16 protein-coding genes are annotated in these 16,895 nt (G+C 69.9%); 4 read left to right on the top strand and 12 right to left on the bottom strand.

Features of this window, described 5'->3' with window-relative positions; translation table 11 throughout:
• Positions 1 to 101: 101 nt before the first annotated feature.
• Positions 102 to 1,043: a lytic transglycosylase domain-containing protein gene (locus QSK35_RS06005; RefSeq protein ID WP_285743057.1), complete on the top strand. Its 942-nt coding sequence runs from the start codon at positions 102 to 104 to the stop codon at positions 1,041 to 1,043.
• Between the two features lie 4 nt (positions 1,044 to 1,047).
• Here QSK35_RS06005 and QSK35_RS06000 read toward each other — a convergent pair whose 3' ends face one another.
• The gene (locus QSK35_RS06000; RefSeq protein ID WP_285743055.1) at positions 1,048 to 1,902 is read right to left on the bottom strand and encodes a LysR family transcriptional regulator; all 855 of its coding nucleotides are present in this window, start codon (positions 1,900 to 1,902) and stop codon (positions 1,048 to 1,050) included.
• 71 nt (positions 1,903 to 1,973) lie between these two features.
• Between QSK35_RS06000 and QSK35_RS05995 the strand changes: the two genes are divergently transcribed.
• Positions 1,974 to 2,384 (top strand): nuclear transport factor 2 family protein, encoded by a 411-nt coding sequence (locus tag QSK35_RS05995; RefSeq protein ID WP_285743053.1) that lies wholly within the window; start codon positions 1,974 to 1,976, stop codon positions 2,382 to 2,384.
• Here the strand turns inward: QSK35_RS05995 and QSK35_RS05990 are convergent.
• From QSK35_RS05990 to QSK35_RS05960, 7 genes are all read right to left on the bottom strand, one after another.
• Positions 2,354 to 3,217, bottom strand: coding sequence for an aminoglycoside phosphotransferase family protein (locus tag QSK35_RS05990; protein WP_285743051.1), 864 nt, complete (start codon positions 3,215 to 3,217; stop codon positions 2,354 to 2,356). The genes QSK35_RS05995 and QSK35_RS05990 overlap by 31 nt on opposite strands.
• Positions 3,218 to 3,219: 2 nt before the next feature.
• Entirely contained in the window at positions 3,220 to 4,005 is a 786-nt protein-coding gene (locus QSK35_RS05985) for an ABC transporter permease (protein ID WP_285743048.1), read from the bottom strand.
• Positions 4,006 to 4,012: 7 nt separating this feature from the next.
• Positions 4,013 to 4,777 carry an ABC transporter permease gene (locus tag QSK35_RS05980; RefSeq protein WP_285743046.1) on the bottom strand — a complete coding sequence of 255 codons (765 nt, stop codon included), beginning with the start codon at positions 4,775 to 4,777 and terminating at the stop codon, positions 4,013 to 4,015.
• On the bottom strand, positions 4,774 to 5,745 hold the full coding sequence (locus QSK35_RS05975) for an ABC transporter ATP-binding protein (protein ID WP_285743045.1): 972 nt from the start codon (positions 5,743 to 5,745) through the stop codon (positions 4,774 to 4,776). The genes QSK35_RS05980 and QSK35_RS05975 overlap by 4 nt, the downstream gene beginning before the upstream one ends.
• A gap of 51 nt (positions 5,746 to 5,796) precedes the next feature.
• Positions 5,797 to 6,216: a VOC family protein gene (locus QSK35_RS05970; protein WP_285743043.1), complete on the bottom strand. Its 420-nt coding sequence runs from the start codon at positions 6,214 to 6,216 to the stop codon at positions 5,797 to 5,799.
• Between the two features lie 62 nt (positions 6,217 to 6,278).
• Entirely contained in the window at positions 6,279 to 7,865 is a 1,587-nt protein-coding gene (locus QSK35_RS05965; RefSeq protein WP_285743040.1) for an NPCBM/NEW2 domain-containing protein, read from the bottom strand.
• Between the two features lie 177 nt (positions 7,866 to 8,042).
• Positions 8,043 to 10,724: a WD40 repeat domain-containing protein gene (locus tag QSK35_RS05960; RefSeq protein WP_285743038.1), complete on the bottom strand. Its 2,682-nt coding sequence runs from the start codon at positions 10,722 to 10,724 to the stop codon at positions 8,043 to 8,045.
• A gap of 164 nt (positions 10,725 to 10,888) precedes the next feature.
• On the opposite strand from QSK35_RS05960, the gene QSK35_RS05955 reads away from it, so the two are divergent.
• Entirely contained in the window at positions 10,889 to 13,021 is a 2,133-nt protein-coding gene (locus QSK35_RS05955) for an ATP-binding protein (protein ID WP_285743036.1), read from the top strand.
• Between the two features lie 527 nt (positions 13,022 to 13,548).
• Complete coding sequence (locus tag QSK35_RS05950) at positions 13,549 to 14,559, top strand: MEDS domain-containing protein (protein ID WP_285743034.1); 1,011 nt, start codon at positions 13,549 to 13,551, stop codon at positions 14,557 to 14,559.
• On the opposite strand, the gene QSK35_RS05945 is transcribed toward QSK35_RS05950, so the two are convergent.
• From QSK35_RS05945 to QSK35_RS05930, 4 genes are all read right to left on the bottom strand, one after another.
• Positions 14,540 to 15,358 carry a hypothetical protein gene (locus tag QSK35_RS05945; RefSeq protein ID WP_285743032.1) on the bottom strand — a complete coding sequence of 273 codons (819 nt, stop codon included), beginning with the start codon at positions 15,356 to 15,358 and terminating at the stop codon, positions 14,540 to 14,542. The two genes, QSK35_RS05950 and QSK35_RS05945, sit on opposite strands and share 20 nt — an antisense overlap.
• 58 nt (positions 15,359 to 15,416) lie before the next feature.
• Positions 15,417 to 15,839: a hypothetical protein gene (locus QSK35_RS05940; protein WP_285743030.1), complete on the bottom strand. Its 423-nt coding sequence runs from the start codon at positions 15,837 to 15,839 to the stop codon at positions 15,417 to 15,419.
• Positions 15,836 to 16,408 carry an RNA polymerase sigma factor gene (locus QSK35_RS05935; protein ID WP_285743028.1) on the bottom strand — a complete coding sequence of 191 codons (573 nt, stop codon included), beginning with the start codon at positions 16,406 to 16,408 and terminating at the stop codon, positions 15,836 to 15,838. Before QSK35_RS05935 ends, QSK35_RS05940 begins: the two co-directional genes overlap by 4 nt.
• Positions 16,409 to 16,488: 80 nt before the next feature.
• Positions 16,489 to 16,866: a PH domain-containing protein gene (locus QSK35_RS05930; protein WP_285743026.1), complete on the bottom strand. Its 378-nt coding sequence runs from the start codon at positions 16,864 to 16,866 to the stop codon at positions 16,489 to 16,491.
• Positions 16,867 to 16,895: the final 29 nt, after the last annotated feature.

Genomic DNA, 16,895 nt, shown 5'->3' with positions numbered 1-16,895 from the left:
GCTACCGGCGAGTTGACCCACAGCGGTGCCGGCCATCCGATCCGGTGATCGGGTGGCTGTCGCGCCGCGTGGTGAGACGATCTTTGGCTATGGTCACCTGAGTGGTGATCTTGAGGCGTGCCTGGGCGGCGCTCGCGGTCGCGAGTGTGCTGGCTTTCCCGGCGCCCGCGTCGGTGGTGGGGCTGGCGAGCTTGCACACCGCGGAGCGGGTGTCGGTCATCGACGGACCCGTTGTGGTGCAACAACCTCCGTGGCGTGAGCTGGTTCCGGCGGCCGCCGCCGTACCCGTCTCCGCGGTCGTGACCGGCGGCATCCCGCAGACCGCGCTGCAGGCCTACCGCGACGCCTCGGGCAAGGCCTGTCTGATCAACTGGTCGGTGCTCGCCGCCATCGGCCGCGTCGAGTCCAACCACGGCCGCTTCGGCGGCGCCCGCCTGCACACCGACGGCAGCACGCAGCCCGTCATCCGCGGCATCCAGCTCGACGGCCGGCCTGGCGTCGCCACCATTCGCGACAGCGACGGCGGCACGCTCGACGGCGACCCTGTGTTCGACCGGGCCGTCGGCCCCATGCAGTTCATCCCGTCCACCTGGCGCCGCTGGGGCGCCGACGGCAACGGCGACCGCAAAACCGACCCCGACAACATCTTCGACGCCGCGCTCGCCTCGGCCCGCTACCTCTGTGCGGGCGGCGACCTGCGTGACGACGCCGCCGCCGCGCGGGCCGTGCACCGCTACAACCACTCCGACGAGTACGTCCGGCTGGTCATGGCGATCGCGACCGCGTACCGCACCGGAACCGTGCCCGTGCTGCCGGACGCGAAACCGACCTCGGCTCCACCGTCCACTGTGGCCGCTCAGGCCGGGGTGACGTCCAGCGCTCCGCCGCCTTCCGCCGGTCCGTCTTCCTCTGGAGCGACTTCCTCGAAGCCGTCTTCGTCCGCGAAGCCGCGGCCGACGTGGACGATGCCGACCATGCCCACGATGCCGCAGCGCGTGCCGCGGCCGAGCGTCACCTCCACGACGCCGCCGCAGTCAGGGTGAGCGACTAACCGAGACGGTTTCGGACGGCGGCCGACACCTCGGCGGCCGCGTCCCGCAGCGCCTCCACGAACTCGCCGGACACACCCGCGGCCCGGACCACGACAGCCGTCCGGCGCACGGCCTCCGGGTGGTCGATGCGGGCGACGGCGATCCCCGGCGGTAGCACGGGCACGGCGAGACCCGGCACGACGGTGACGCCCAGACCCGCGGCGACCAGGCCGAGCTTGGCGAACCAGTCGCGAGCGACGAAGGCGACCGTGGCGTCGGGCGCCCACGCGCCGAGGAGCGTCGTCCCCGGCGTGGTGCTGCCGACTATCCAGCGTTCGTCGCGCAGCATCCGGGGTGTGACCGACCTGCGTCCCGCGAGTGGGTGGCCGGGTGCCATGGCGACGAGCAGCGGGTCGTCGAGCAGCGGGACGCCGTCCCCGGTCACCACGGCGAGATCCAGCCGCCCGCCGGCGACGGCCTTGGTCAGGCCCGGCGAGAGGCCCTCGCGCAGCTTCACGTCGCCGGGATAGGCGGCGATCGCCCGCGGCACCAGAGCCGCCATGGCGGTCGAGAAAGCGCCGACCCGCAGGACGGGTGCGGGGTGCGTCAGGTCCTGCAGGGACTGACGTGCCGCGTCGAGCTCGCCCAGCACGGCGTCCGCGTGGCGCAGCACGATCCGGCCCGCCTCGGTGGGGCGGACACCACGCGCCTCGCGGTCGAACAGGGGCCGGCCCGCCGCCTGTTCCATCAGGGCGATCTGGCGGGAGATCGCGGACTGGGTGTAGCCGAGCCGGTCGGCCGCCGCGGAGAACGAGCCGTGCCGGGCGGCCTCGCGGACCACCCGCAGACCGGCGACGGTGAAGTCACTCATGCGTAAAGGAGATACCACACATGCGAGACCGTCGTTTGTCGCATGACTGGCTGCGGCATAGCTTCGAAGTCATGGACAACGAGAAGCTGCTGCGCGGGATCTTCGACCAGATGGCCCTAGGCAACGTGCGGGCGTTGGGCGACGCGATGGCCGAGGACTTCCGGTGGGTGTTCCCCGGCGACTGGTCGTGGTCGGGCAGCTGGGAGCCGAAAAGCGTTGTGGTGCGGGAACTTCTGCGGCCGTTGATGGCGCAGTTCGAGCATTACCGCAGTGAGGCCGAACTGATCATCGCGGACGGCGACCGCGTGGTCGTCCAAGCGAAAGCCCACGCCACCACGAAGAAGGGCCACAGCTACAACCAGACGTACTGCTTCATCTTCACGGTCGAGAACGGCCTGTTGAAAGAATTGATCGAACACTGCGACACGGCGCTGGTGGAACGCGTGCTCGATCACCCGGCGAGCACGGCGTCGATCATCTGACGCGCGATCCCGGCCAGTACCGGGTTGGTCGTGGCGTAGTAGGGCAGCGCGATCAGCCCGATCGAGAGGGCCCAGCCGCGCCCGCGTTCCCACGTCGCGTCGTCGACGTCCAGCGACGAACGGAAAACCGGGCGCGCCTCGACGGACAGGAGTCCCCAGGCGGGCAGCAGGTCGACCGCCGGATCGCCGACGGCGACGCAGCCCCAGTCGATGACCGCGCTGAGCCTTCCCTCGTGCACCAACAGGTTCGCCGCGTGCAGGTCACCGTGCAGCCACACCGGCGGGCGGTCCCACTCGGGGGCCGCGAGCGATCGCTGCCAGGCCGACCACGCCGCCGCGGTGTCGATCACCCCGTCCGGCTGGGCCAGCGCGGCGCGGACGTAGGGGGCGCGCGGCGCCAGCGGGCCACCCCGCCCGTTGACGGCAGGGCCATCGGCGGTGTCGATTCGCTGCAGTGCCAGCACGAACTCGGCCAGGGTGTGCGGGTCGGCGGATGCGGTGGTCGCGTTCGTGCCGGGCAGCCACGGGTAGACCGACCACGTGAACGGGTAGCCCAGTGCGGGCTCGCCCAGTGCGAGCGGCACGGGAACGGCCAGCGGGACGTGCGGGGCGATCCGCGGCAGTAGCGCGAGGTCGCGTTTCGCCTGCCCGGCTCCGGTGGCGACGAACGGCATGCGCACCACCAGGTCGTCGCCCAGGCGGTAGAGCGCGTGTTCCGTGCCCCCGGCCGCGACGCGCGAGATCGGCAGGCCGGTCCACTGTGGATACTGCGAGTCGATCAGTTCGCGTACCAGGGAGACCGAGGTGTCGACCTCGTCGGCGTGCATCTTCATGATCAGCTGTCCCCGAACTCGATGGTGCCGTCCCGCCGCCCGTGCTCCGCCAGCCGGTGCAGGACCAGCCGGGCCACCACGAGCCACAGCACGCCAGTCAACAGTGCGGCGACGCAGCCGCCAACCGGGTTTCCGCCGTCGGCGAGTGCGCGCACGGCGCGCAGGCCGTGCGTGGTCGGCAGCAGGGTGACGACCTGGCCGACCCAGCCCGGCCAGTACGACACGGGCACCACGGCGCCGCAGAACGCGGTCATCAGCGCGCCGAGGACGTTGGCGACGATGTTGCGGATGTCCATGGCGTTCAACACGAACGCGCCGGCCACGAGCGCGAAGCAGTACGTGGTGACCGCCGTGACCACCAGCACGGGGACCAGCGCGAGCGCGGTTCCCCACGTCCAGTGCACGCCGAAGAACGGCCCCACCACGAGCAGGCACACCGACGACGTCGCGACCGAGCTGGGCACCCACTGGATGCTGCGCCCGGCGAACACCGCGAGCAGGTCACCGGGCGACGCGACGAGCAGCGGCAACGTGCCCGCGCGGCGTTCCCACGTGCTGGAGGCGCAGGTGAACAGCACCTCGGCGACGATCGCCATCACCGTGGCGCCGATCAGCAGGAACCGCTGCTTGTCCGGCGAGCCGAGCAGCGTGCCGATGAGGGTGAAGAACAGGACCTGCGCGATGATCCTGCTGAGCCACGCGAACGTCCAGGTGCGCCACGTGTAGGTGGCGGCGAAGTCGGCCGCGGCGTTGACCGTCGAAGCGGCGAAGACTCGAATCCAGTGCATCGCGGCCTCAGGCGTAGGTGAGGGTGCCGAGCGAGCGAACCCGCTTCAGCACGGCGGACAACAGGTACGCGCCCAGCCCGGCACCGACCGCCGCCAGCCCGAGCAACGCGGTCAACCTGCCCGCGAAGTCCTGGACCGGCGCCGTTTTCAGGGCGTCGCGCAACAGATCCGAGCTCCACGACAGGAACACGACGTTCGTGAGCGGCCGCACCCAGTCCGGCAGCATCGCGACCGGCACCAGCACGCCGCCCAGCACGAAGAACGGGAAGCCCAGCGCGTTCTGGAAGATCCGCGCCGACCGCGCGAGCACGAACACCGACGCCATCACGCCCGCCCAGCAGGCCATCGCGAGCGCGGTGCCGAGCATCGAGATCACGAAGATCGCGGGATGCGGTATCGGCACGCGCAGACCGAACAGCACTGCCACCAGCCACGACTCGGCGAACGCGAACAGGCTGGCCGTCGTGACGACCACCACCCGCCCGGTCAGCAGCGGCAGCATCCGCGCGGGCACCGCGACGAGCGCCTCGAGCGTGCCGCCGAACCGCTCGGCGTCGATGAGCTCGCCGCACGTGATCAGTGCGATCGCCCACAAGGCCATCAGCCCCGGCGCGAGCACCGCGTGCCCGACCAGGTCCGGCCGATCGGCGTGCCGCACGATCGCCAGGAACACCGCCGTGTTGACCGGCGCGACGAACAACGCCATGAGATCGGCGGGGGAGCGGCGCAGGACGAGCAGCTGGTACCAGCAACCGGTCAGCACCGTCCTCACTTGCGCACCGCCATCCCGTTGTGGCCGAACACGTGCAGGTAGACCTCTTCGAGTGACGGCTTCGACGTGGTCACCGACGTGACGCCCTCGTCGACCAGCGCGCGGACCAGCTGGGCCGCGACGCCTTCCTGGGTCGTCTCGAAGCGGACTCGTCCGTCCTCGGTGGACACGCTGCCGACTCCGGGCAGTTCCCGAAGCCTGGCAACGACTTCCGCCGGCGCCGCGGGCACGTCGACCCGTTCGAACCGGGTGATCCACTCGGACAGGGCCGCGGGCGGCTCGGTGGCGAGGATGCGTCCGGCGTCGATGAGCGACACGCGGTCGCACACCTGCTCGGCCTCGACCATGTCGTGCGTGGTGATCAGCACGGTCCGGTTCTCCGCCCGCAGCTCACCGACGAGCGAGCGGAAGTCCTTGGCGGCCACGGGATCCATGCCTGTCGTCGGCTCGTCGAGCAACAGCACCGCGGGGTCACCGACCAGGCCGCGCGCGAGGTGCACGCGCTGCTTCATGCCGCGCGAGAAGCCTTCGACGCGGTCGTCCGCACGGCCGGTCAGCCCGACGCGCTCCAGCAGCGTGTCCACGCGAGTGCGCAAAGCCTTGCCGTGCAACCCGTGCAGCGCACCCCAGAACTTCAGGTTCTGCCGCGCCGTCAGCCGTCCGTAGAGCCCGCGCTCGCCGCCGAACACGATGCCCATCGACTCCCGCACGCGCGACGTCTGGCCCACGACGTCGAACCCGAGCACCTTCGCCGTGCCGGACGTCGGCAGCAGCACGGTCGACAGGATCTTGCAGAGTGTCGTCTTGCCCGCGCCGTTCGGGCCGAGCAGCCCGTGCACCTCGCCCTTGCGGACCGCCAGGTCCACGCCGTCCAGCGCGACGTGCCCCGGTCCGCGTTTGCGAAGTCCCTTGCCGGTCGCGAACACGCGCCGCAGCGCCGTGATCTCGACCGCGTACTCGTCGATCACGCGAAACCTCCCCCAGTCGGTCTGAACCTACCGGGGGAGGCTCGCGACGATCTAGCCCTGCTGCTGCTCGGCCACCACGTTGACCATCCAGCTGATCCCGAACTGGTCCACGCACATGCCGAACTCGTCGCCCCACATCTGCTTCTCGAACGGGACGGTCACCGTCCCGCCCTTGCCGGACAGTGCCTCCCAGTAGCCGCGCAGCTCGTCGGCCTCGGTGCCGCTGATGCTCATCGAGATCTGCGAGCCGGGTGTGAACTGCTGCTCGGGTGGTGTGTCGCTCGCCATGATCGTGTAGCCGTTCGGCGCCTCGAGCATGGCGTGCATGACCTTGTCCGCGTCGGGGCCCTCCATGCCGAACTCGCCGAACGTGTTGATCCTCAGCTCACCACCGAAGACTTCCTTGTAGAACTCCATCGCCTGGCGCGCGTTGTCCTTGAAACCGATGTAGGGGTTGAGACGCGAGGCCACCGGATCCTCCTCCACTTGGTCTTGGAACCGCAGTCTTACACCGACGCTGGGGGATCGCAGCCTCAACACGCGATTCGCGCGGCCGCCCAGTCGGCGTGGTCGTAGTCGATGCCGTCACCCGCGTCGGTGACCACGAGGCGTAGCGTCTCGGCTCCGGAAACGTTACCGCCCAACGTTTTCGTCGCCGACGATCCGGTCATCACACCACTGTCGGCGATCAGTGCCGAACCCGCGTAGAGCTGGAACGTCACGCTGCCGCGGTCGCCCGCCTCGTCGTCCACACCGACGTCCGCGGTCACCGTCGAGCAACGCCCGCCGAGGAAGTACTCCACGTCACCGAACGCGTGCGCGCCCAACCCCTTCGCGTACGTAATGCCCGACAACGTGATGACGCGGCCGTCGCCCGCCGGCTGCTCCGCGTTGCTGCGGTTCTTCTCGATCGGGCCCCACCCGTTGCCGCCGCGCAGTTCGTTCAGATCGGACAGGTACGAGGTTCCTGGCGGCGGCGGGGTGGGCGCACTCGTGCGGCTCAGGCGGTACACGGCGGTGCCGTGTGCGGGAACGGAAGCACTGAGCGCGCCGCTCGTCGTGCCGGTCGCCTTGGACCACAGGTCCTTCGTCGCGTAGGTGCCCGCGCCGAGGCCGATCTCGGTCAGGTTCGTGCTGATCGTCGATGTCCACCAGTTCTCGTTGAACAACGCGACGGCCACGTCTCCGTTCGCCAGCGGTTTGACCACGACGTGCTGCCCGCCGCCCGACCGGACCTCGCGGCCCTGCCTGCCCAGCGGGTCCTGGTCGAGCGCGATGACATCGGTGTTCTTCAGGATCGACAGGGTGGCCGGCGACGCGGTGCGCAGGTCGGTGCCGATGAGCAGCGGCGCGGCCATCATCGACCACATCGTGAAGTGCGTGCGGTACTCGGTGTCGGTCATGCCGCCGTTGCCGACCTCCAGCATGTCCGGGTCGTTCCAGTGCCCCGGCCCCGCGTACGGGTGCAGCGCGAGGTTGCTCTTCATGATCGACAACATGCTGGACCAGCTGTCGGCGATGTCGCCGGTGGTGCGCCACAGGTGCCCGGTGTCGCTCGCCCACGTCCACGGGCGGCTCTCGCCCCACTCGCAGATCGACAGCACGATCGGCCGGCCGGTCGCCCGCAACGCGTCGCGCATCGCCCGGTAGCGCTGCTTCGCGTCCACGCCCTGGTTGTTGCAGTTGTCGTACTTGAGGTAGTCGACTCCCCACGAGGCGAACAGGTTCGCGTCCTGCTGCTCGTGCCCGAGCCCGCCGGGGAAGCCCGAGGTGTCACAGGTCTTAGTGCCCGCGGAGGTGTAGATCCCGAACTTGAGGCCCTTGCCGTGGACGTAGTCGGCGACGGCCTTGATACCGCTGGGGAAGCGGGCCGGGTCCGGGACGAGATCGCCGGACGCGTTGCGCGACGGCAGCGCCCAGCAGTCGTCGAGGTTGACGTACCGGTACCCGGCGTCCTTCAGTCCCTGCGCGACGAAGATGTCCGCGATGCCCTTGACCATGGCCTCGTTGAACTCGGCCCGGCAGTGCGTTGAGTTCCAGTTGTTGAAGCCCATCGGTGGCGTGAGCGCCTGCCCGTCGGGCAGAGCGACGGCGGCCGGAGTGGACAGTCCCGGTGACATTGCTGACAACGTTGTCACGAGCGCGAGCGCGGCTAAGCGCATTGACGTGCCCTTCTGACGGCGGGTGGCGGCCCGATTGCCCACCGTAGAGCAGTGCGCGGTCCGTCGTGAAGTATTCTCACGTTCGGTCGGCCGGTTCCATCCGCGAAGGGGGCGGATGGAACCGGCCGAACTGGGTCAGCAGGGCGGATCGAAGCCGACGCCGGGGAAGTGCCGATCCCACTGTTCCTGGGTCAGGTGCGTGGAACCCTTGCAGGCCACGGCTTCCGCATGCGCGACGTCGAGATCCCACAGCTGGGCGGTGGCGTCGTTGGCGGCCGTCGCGAGCGTGCCGTCCGGGCCGATCGCCACGGACGCGAATCCCTCGGTCCAGCGCAGCACATCGCGCGGTGTCCGCTTCCCGACGTCCCACAGCCGCACGGTCCGGTCGATGGCGCCGCTCGCCAGGGTGCGGCCGTCGGGACTGAACGCCACCGTCATCACGACGTCTTCGTGACCCCTGAGCACCGCGGCCTCCCGGCGTGCCGCGACGTCCCACAGCCGCACGGTGTGGTCGTCGCTGCCGGTCGCGAGGTACCGGCCGTCGGGGCTGAACGCCGCACTCGTCACGAAGTTCTCGTGGCCGGTCAGCACACCCAGCTCGACCGGGTGGCGCGGATCGGTGGTGTCCCACAGGCGGACGGTCCGGTCGTCGCTGCCCGCCGCCAGCGTGTGGCCGGTCGGGCTGAACGCGACCGGTTTGACGTTGAGCGTGAACCCACCGACGGTCGAGAGCTCCTGGCCGGTCGCGACGTCCCACAACTTGACGGTGTGGTCCCAGCTTCCGGTCGCGAGCGTCCCGCCGTCCGCGCTGAGCGCGACCGAGTAGATGACGTCGGTGTGACCACGCACGGTCGCGATCTTCGCCGGCGTGCCGCTGATGTCCCACACCTGGGCCGCCAGCGTGCCGCCGCCCCCGACCGCGATCCGCCTGCCGTCCGGGGTCATCGCGAGCGAGTGCGCGTTGTGCCCGATGTCGAGCAGGGCGACCTGTCTGGGCTCGCGGCGGTTCGAGAGGTCCCAGATGCGGACCGTCTTGTTCTTGCCCGCGGTCACGAGCCGCTTGCCGTCCGGGGTGAAGAGCGCCGCGTTGACGTAGTCGGTGTGCCCGGCGACCGGCGCGGTCACCATGCTGAGCAGACCGTCGCGCGTCTCGTCCGACGCCTCCAGCCGGTAGGCGGCGAGAGCGAGCTCCGCGGCCAGCGCCGGATCGGTCTGCCGCAACGTCATCGCGGCCGCCGCGGCCTTCTGCGCCAGAGCCGAGTTGCGCTGCGCGGTCACCGTCGCCTCGGACCGCACCGCCCGGATCGTCGCGACCGTGCTCACGACCAACAGCATCGCGAGCAGCGCGACCAGATACCGCATGCGTTTCGTGCGGCGCCGCGCGGAGGTCTGCTCGGCGGTCTCCAGCGCGACGCTGGCGTCGACGAACTCGCGTTCCCGCGTGGTGAGCCGCGGCAGTTCACGGGCGAGCGCGAGCCGGACACCCCGGTAGAGCGTGCCGGGGTCGCGGTCGAGCGCCTCCCACGCGTCGGTCGCCGCGGTCAGTTCGCGGTGCCTGCGCAGGCCCTCGCGGTCCTCGTCGAGCCACGCCCGCATCCGCGGCCAGCAGCGGATGAGCGCCTCGTGGGTGATCTCCACGCTCGTCCGGTCGACCGTCACGAGCCGGGCTTGCGCGAGGTGTTCCAGCACCGCGGACGCGTCGTCGTCGAGCTCGGTCAGCGACAGCCGCCGCTTGGTGTCCTCGGTGCCCTCGCCGAGCGCGACGAGCCGCAGGAACACGTCCCGCGCGATCTCCCGCCGGTCCGGCGACAGGGACTCGTACGCGGTCTCGGCGGTGCGCGCGATCGCGTCGGTGATGCCGCCGGCGGTCCGGTACCCGACGAGCGTGAGCAGGTTGCCCTTGCGTCGCCGCCACGTCTCCAGCAGCGCGTGCGACACCAGCGGCAGCACGCCCGGCTGCCCGGTCGCGTCCTCGATCACCTTGGCCACCAGCGCGTGCTCCACCCGGCAGCCGGCCCGTGTCGCGGGATCGATGATCGCCGAGCGCAGTTCGTCGGTGGTCATCGGGCCGACCAGCAGCTGGCCCTCGCGCAGCACCTCCACCAGGTCCGGGTACTGCGCGCAGTGCGCGTAGAAGTCCGCCCGCACCCCGATCACGACGTGGTGCTCGCCGAGCGCGGCGACGAACCGGGCGCGCTCCTCGGCATCGCGGCACACCGTGAACAGCTCCTCGAACTGGTCCACGACGAGCAGCGCGTCCGGGTCGAGCCCGGTCAGCCGCCGCATCGGCCGGGGGCCCGGTGTGATCAGCACCGATGGGCCCGTCTCCAGGCCGTTCCGCCCGTGCGCCCGCGCGTGCAGCAGTCCCGCCTGCAGCAGCGACGACTTGCCCGACCCGGACGGCCCGATCACGGCCGTGAACCGGCGGGCCGCGACCAGTTCGCACAGCTGCCGCACCAGCTGGTCGCGGCCGAAGAACCGGTCGGCGTCCTGCGCGCCGAACGCGGAAAGCCCTGCGTAGGGCGGATGTTCCGAGGCGACGCCGTTGCCGGAGAGCTCCTCGGACAGTTCCTTCCAGCGCCGTTCCCACGACGTGGTGTCACCGCCGCACGCGCCGACGTACGCCAGCGTCACGTCGAGGGTGGGGAGCTTGCGGCCGCCCGCGGCCTCGGCCAGCGACGATGCGGAGAAATGCGCCCTGCCCGCGAGTTCGCGGTAGGTCGGGGCTCCGGCCTGTTCGCGCAGTTTCCGCAGATCGCCGGCGAAGTCGGTGAGAGAGGAGCCGTCGGAATCCAGCGGTCGTTCAGCACGGGGCACGGGTCGACATCCTCCCATCGTTTGATTGCACAGCGTCATGGGCTACCCGATCGAGTGTCTTCTCGTTGACGACGAGAGGTGAGCGCTTACCCTGCGTCCGGCCGAACCCCTGGGGGGCACTGCTGAACATGGTGGGATCACTGCCACTCGAGGCGACGAGCTTTGTGGACCGGCGAGAGGAGCTGGCGGCGGCCAAGCAGGCCCTGTCGTCGACGCGCCTGCTGACGTTGACGGGGCCGGGCGGGGTGGGCAAGTCGCGCCTCGCCGTCCGGCTCGCCGGTGCGGTGCAGCGGGCGTTCCCGGACGGCGTGTGGCTGGTGGCGTTACAGGACATCGAGGACGAGGCGCTGGTGCCGGTCGCGATGGCGCAGGCGTTGCGGCTGGACGACTTCGCCGACCTGTCGCCGGAGCAGGCGCTGGTAGAACGGTTGCGGGACCGGCGTCTGCTGGTGGTGCTGGACAACTGTGAGCACGTCATCGAGACGTGCAGCGCGCTGGTCGCCACCCTGTTGCGCAACGTGCCGGCCATCCGGTTCGTCGCCACGAGCAGGCACCGCCTCGGGCTCACCGAGGAGCACCTGCTCGAGATCGGGCCGCTCAAGGACGCGGCGCTGAGCCTGTTCGCCGACCGGGCGGCGGTGGTGGCGCCGGGTTTCCAGGTCACCGCCGAGAACCGCGACGCCGTCAGCGCGTTGTGCCGGACGCTCGACGGGCTGCCGCTGGCGATCGAGCTCGCCGCGGTCCGGCTGCGGGACCAGGGGATCGAACAGTTGGTGGAAAAGCTGGACGGCCACCAGACGCTGCGCGCGACGGTCGACTGGAGCTACGCGCTGTGCACCCGGCAGGAGCAGCTGGTGTGGGCGCGGGCGTCGGTGTTCGCCGGCGGCTTCGGGCTGGACGCGGCGGAGGCCGTGTGCGCGGGCCCCGACGTGCCGGACGTGCTCGAGGCGATCGCCGGGCTCGTCGACAAGTCGGTGCTGATCCGGGAACGCGACAGCGACCGGCTGCGATATCGGATGCTCGACACCATCCGGCACTACGGTCGCGAGAAGCTCGCCGATCCCGGCATCCGGCGCAGGCATCGGGACTGGTTCCTGGCGCTCGCCGCCGACTGCGAACGGAAGTGGTTCGGGCCGGGGCAACGCTCGACGGTCGCGTTGCTGCGCGCCGAACAGGACAACATCCGCGCCGCGCTGGACTACTGCCTCACCACGCCCGGCGAGGCGCTGATGGGACTGCGGCTCGCCGGCAGCCTGTGGTTCTACTGGCACGGCTGTTCGGCGCGTTTGGAAGGCCGCTACTGGCTGGAGCTCACGCTCGAGGCCAACCCTCAGCCGACGGCCTCGCGGGCGCGCGGCCTCTGGGTCGCGGGGCTGCTCGCCAACTGCGTGGAGGACCTGAGCACCGGCAGCGCCCTGGCTCAGGAGGCTTCGGAGCTCGCGCTCTCGCTCGGCGCCTTTGCCGAGGCCGCGCACGCCGACCACGTCGTGGGACTGATGGCGTTGTTCAGCGACGACGTTTCGCTCGCTCGCTCGATTTTCGAATCGGCTGTGGCGCGGCCGGTGGTTGACGGGCAGCTGATGAGCCTTGCGTTGCTCGACCACGTCGAGCTGGCCGCTTCGTATGCGTTCGGTGGCGAGGCGGACCTGGCGATCCAGGTGTGCCGCCGCGCGCGGATCACGTGTCAGCGTGCGGGTGAGGAGTGGGTGCTGTCGTACGTCTTGCGCGTGCTTGCGTTGGCGCACACTGTGAAGGACGAATGGGAGACCGCGGATGCTTACGCGCGGGAGGCCCTCGCGCTCAAGCATCCGCTGCACGACATGGTCGGTATCGGACTCACCCTCGACCTGCTCGCGGTGATCGCTTCCGCACGGCAGCGCGACGAGCGTGCTGCCGTGCTTCTCGGGGTGGCCGACGGGGTGTGGCGCGATATCGACATCAATCGGTTCGGGTCTTTGCATTACAACGCGGCTCAGCGGGCCAAACGGGTGGGGGAGCGGGGGTTTGAGCTCGCCTATCGGCGGGGGCGTGCTCGGGGGCTGGACTGGGGGGTTTCTTATGCGCTCGAGCGGGTTGACGTGGGTCGGCCTGTCGGGAAGGGGTCTGCGCTCACTCGGCGGGAGTTGGAGGTCGCCGGGCTGGTGGCGGAGGGGTTGAGCAATGCCGAGATCGCGGATCGGCTGGTGATTGCTCGGCGGACTGCGGAGGGGCACGTGGAGCGGATTCTCGGGAAGCTCGGGTTCAGTTCGCGCAGCCAGATCGCGGCTTGGATTGCTGGTGGGCGTGATGGTGACTGAGGTGGCTGGTGTAGCTGGTGTGACCAGGGTGTCTTGTGTGGCTGGTGTGACTGGGGTGGCCAAGCGTGACTCGAACAGCGCGCACCAGCGCGTCGATGTCCTCCGGCTCGAAACGGCGGCCCCGGCCCTGACCTGGGCGGCTGAGTGGGGTGGCTGAGGTGATGGGTGGCTGGTGCGCCTGAGATGGCTGGTGTGCCTGGGATGGCTGCAGTGGCTGGTGTGACCGCAGTGACCACAGTGACTGAAGTGACTGGTGTGCCTGAGGTGACCGCTGTGGCTGAAGTGACTGCTGTGCCTGCGGTGGCTGGTGCCCGGGATGGCTGACGTGACTGCAGTGGCTGGCATGACTGGTGTGGCTGAAGTGACTGGTGTGACCGGGGTGGCCAGCGTGACGGTGATCGAGCCGGCGGGCGCGGTGGTGACCTGGGGTTGCCGGTGATCAAGCCGGCCGGGCGTGGCGGTGAACTGAGCGGGGGCGTGGCGGTGATCAAGCCGGCCGGCGTGCCGGCGACCGAGAGGAGAACCGAATGAGTGCACGACCAGACGGGGCGTTCGATCACAGGGTCGCGGTCCACGGCTCCGACGACGAGTTCGTCGCGGTGACCGTGCCGTTCCTGCTGGAGGGCATCGCCGCCGAGCACGAACCCCCACCGCTGATGATCAGCAGCCCGGCCAAGATGGATCTCGTGCGGGACGCGTTAGGCCGCGACCGCGAGCAGGTCACGTTCATCCCCAGCTCGTCGTGGTACGACGGGTCCGCGCCCAACACCCTCGCGAAGGCCGCGGGCTACATCGCGCTCAACGCCGGGCCTAGCGGCGCCATGCACGCGGTCGCCGAACCGGACTGGACGGGCCGCGCGGGCTCGTCCGCCCGCGAGATCGCCGAGTGGGTGCGCTACGAGGCGATGCTCAACCTGCTGCTGGCCCCGTTGGCGCTCAACGTGATCTGCCCGTACGACACCCGCGCGGCCAGTCCCGAGATCATCGACGCCGCGCGGCGCACGCATCCCACCGAGATGCATGGGCCGGAACGGCGTGTCAGCACGGCCTACCAGAACCCGATGGCGCTGATGGCTCGCCTCGACGCCGCGCCCCTGCCACCGCGTCCCGCTGACGCGCGCGCGATGGCGCTGGACGGAAACGCCGACGCGGTGTGCCGGTTCGTCGGCGAGCAGGCTCGGTCGCACGGGCTCAATGCGGTCGAGGCCGGTGTGTTCGAGTCCGCGGTGGCCGAGGTGCTGCACATGGCCGAGGCGGGTGTCGTCTATACGTGGCCGCTTCCCCCGCGCGCTTCCTTATGCGCTCAGAGCGTACCGCCGGGGTCTGACAATTTTTCCGCGTCGGCCCAGGTGGCCACGTCGGTGTGTGAGGTTTTCAGCCCAACGGGGCAGATCGAGGACTTGCTGATCGGGTTCCGGCCGCCGGACGCGCTGGAACCACAGCCCGGTCAAGGGCTGTGGTTCACGCGGCAGGTGTGCGACTACGTCGACATCCGGTCCGGCGCCGAGGGCTGGACCGTCAGGATCCAATCTTCTTGAACCGCCACGTCTTGCTGTCCAGGGCGACGCACCACCCCGGCGACAGCACGATGACGCGCAGCGTGCCGTCCCGGACGTCGTAGTCGACGCCCTCGACCTCGAACGTGCCGGAGCACGCGCTCTGTAGCGGCAGCTGACCGAGGGCGGTGACGTTCCCTGAAACGTCACCGCCCGACAGCTGCCCCGCGAGGTCGACCTGGAGCAGCTGCTTGCCGGATCCGTCCGACGTGCACAGCAACTGGGTGGCGGTGGTGAACTCGCAGCCCTGGATGTCGCTGACCGTGCGGTTGAGCCGGATCGCGGACGAGTACGGCAGGTTCTGGCCCGGCGTGGTGAACGCGATGCCCGGCGACGGGTAGACGAGCAGGCGCGTCGTGTCGCCCCACTCTCCGGACACCAGCCATCGGCCGTCGGGGGAGATCGCGGCGAACGAGTTGTTGTACAGCTCCCACGACTCGCGCTGGTGCACGTACTCCGACCACGTGCCGTTGGGCGCCTGGACGCGGAACATCTTGTTGCGCGACGACTCGCTCTGGTACGGCTCGACGTAGTAGCCGAGCCGCGAGCCGGGATCGCCCACGTGGTCCCACCCGCGGTTGCGGACGTCGGCCGGGATGGTGCCGAACCCGGTGTACCGGATCTGGCCGCTTCCGCCGCGGATGACGGTGGCCAGCCCCTGGCTCTCGGTGTCCGGCCGGGCCCGGTCCGAGCCCTGCGTCACCCACGGACCGACGTCGGCACTCGCGACACCGGTCATGGTCGCCGTGATGATCAGTGCGATGGCGATGGCACGTTTCATGCCGCCAGTGTTGTGCAAGATCCTTGCGCGGACGACGGAATGGTATGGACCAAAAGTTTCAGTTGGTGAACCAGCCGGTGACGACCTCGGTCCCGTCGTCCGTCCGCACTCTCAGGCGGGCCGTCCGGATGTCGCCGGTGAACGTGAACCAGCCGCTCTCGTCGAGCCGGACCGTCGTGCTCCCGCCTGGCGTCTCGATGGTGATGGTGCCGGACGCGCCGGTGACCAGTCCCCGGAGCGTGTCGTCGAGCTGCACCTCGATCGACACCTCACCGGCCTCGAACGTGAGCGACCGGATCTGTTCCGCCGCGCGCACCGATTCGTTCAGGTCCTGCAGTGAGTCCGCGATGAGCTCGGCGAGCCGTTCGCCCATCCGCCGCGTCTCCAGTGCCGCGAGAGCCTCCTCGTGCACGAGCTCCGGCACACCGTCCACTTCGGACGCGATTGCGCGCAACCGGTCCAGCAGTTCTTCGTCGTTCACGGTCCCACCAGCTTCCGGAGGTGCTCCAGGCACCGAATCCGGTTCGGCCCGATGCTGCCGACCGGCATGCCGAGAATCTCGGCGACGTCGGCGTAGCTCGGCGGCGGCGACGCCATGAGCACGCGCAATAGTTGTGCGCACCGGTCCGACAGCTTGGACACCGCCAGCCACAGTTCCGCGTCGCGCTCTTCGAGCAACAGCGAGGCGTCCACGCCCGGCCCTTCGTCGGCGAGCTCCGCCAGTCCCTCCGCCGGGACGTCCTTCGTATGCCGCGCGTTGCGTCTGAGGTGCTGCAGGCACTCCCGTCTGGCGGCCGTCCCGAGCCACGCGCCGAGCCGCTCGGGATCGCGGATCCGGTCGAGGTTCTCGACCAGCCGCAGCCAGGTGTTCTGCACGACGTCCGACGCGTCCTGCGTGCTCAGCCGGAAACTGCGCGCGATCGACCACAGCAGCGAGTTGTACCGGCGGACCAGCTCGTTCCACGAAGCCTGGTGGCCTCGCGCGGCGGCCGCGAGCAGGGCTCCGTTGTCGTCGGACACGACCACGGATTTTGCCGCAACAATGCTCATGACAACCAGAGAACTCACCCGACCGTCGTGATGCACCCGGTTCGGTGAATCCTATCCGTGCAGGCCAGAGGGGGTGCTGCTCAGCGCGACACGAACGTGGTCAGCAGCGCCTGTACCTCGTACACGTCCACGCCCTTGCCGAACTGCTTCTGGATCGGCGTGGCCGACCCGGACAGCCAGATCTTCAGCTCCGCGTCCAGATCGAACGTCCCGGCGGTCTCCACGCTGAAGTGCGTGATGCTGCGGTACGGAATGGTGTGGTACTCGACCTTCCGGCCCGTCATGCCCTGCTTGTCCACCAGGATCAGCCGCCGGTCGGTGAACAGGAACGAGTCGCGCACCAGCTGGTAGGCGGCGTGGATCTGTTCCCCCTGGGTCAGCAGCCGGCCGAACTCCTTGGCCGCGGCCGCCGGGTCGACCCGTGACGCATTGCCCATGATTCCGTCGAGAAGCCCCATGACTGCAAGGTACCGATAGAGTCGGTGAC

The organism is Lentzea sp. NBRC 105346, assembly GCF_030269605.1.
GTDB lineage: Bacteria > Actinomycetota > Actinomycetes > Mycobacteriales > Pseudonocardiaceae > Lentzea.
This window is presented reverse-complemented; position numbering and strand designations above follow the sequence as displayed.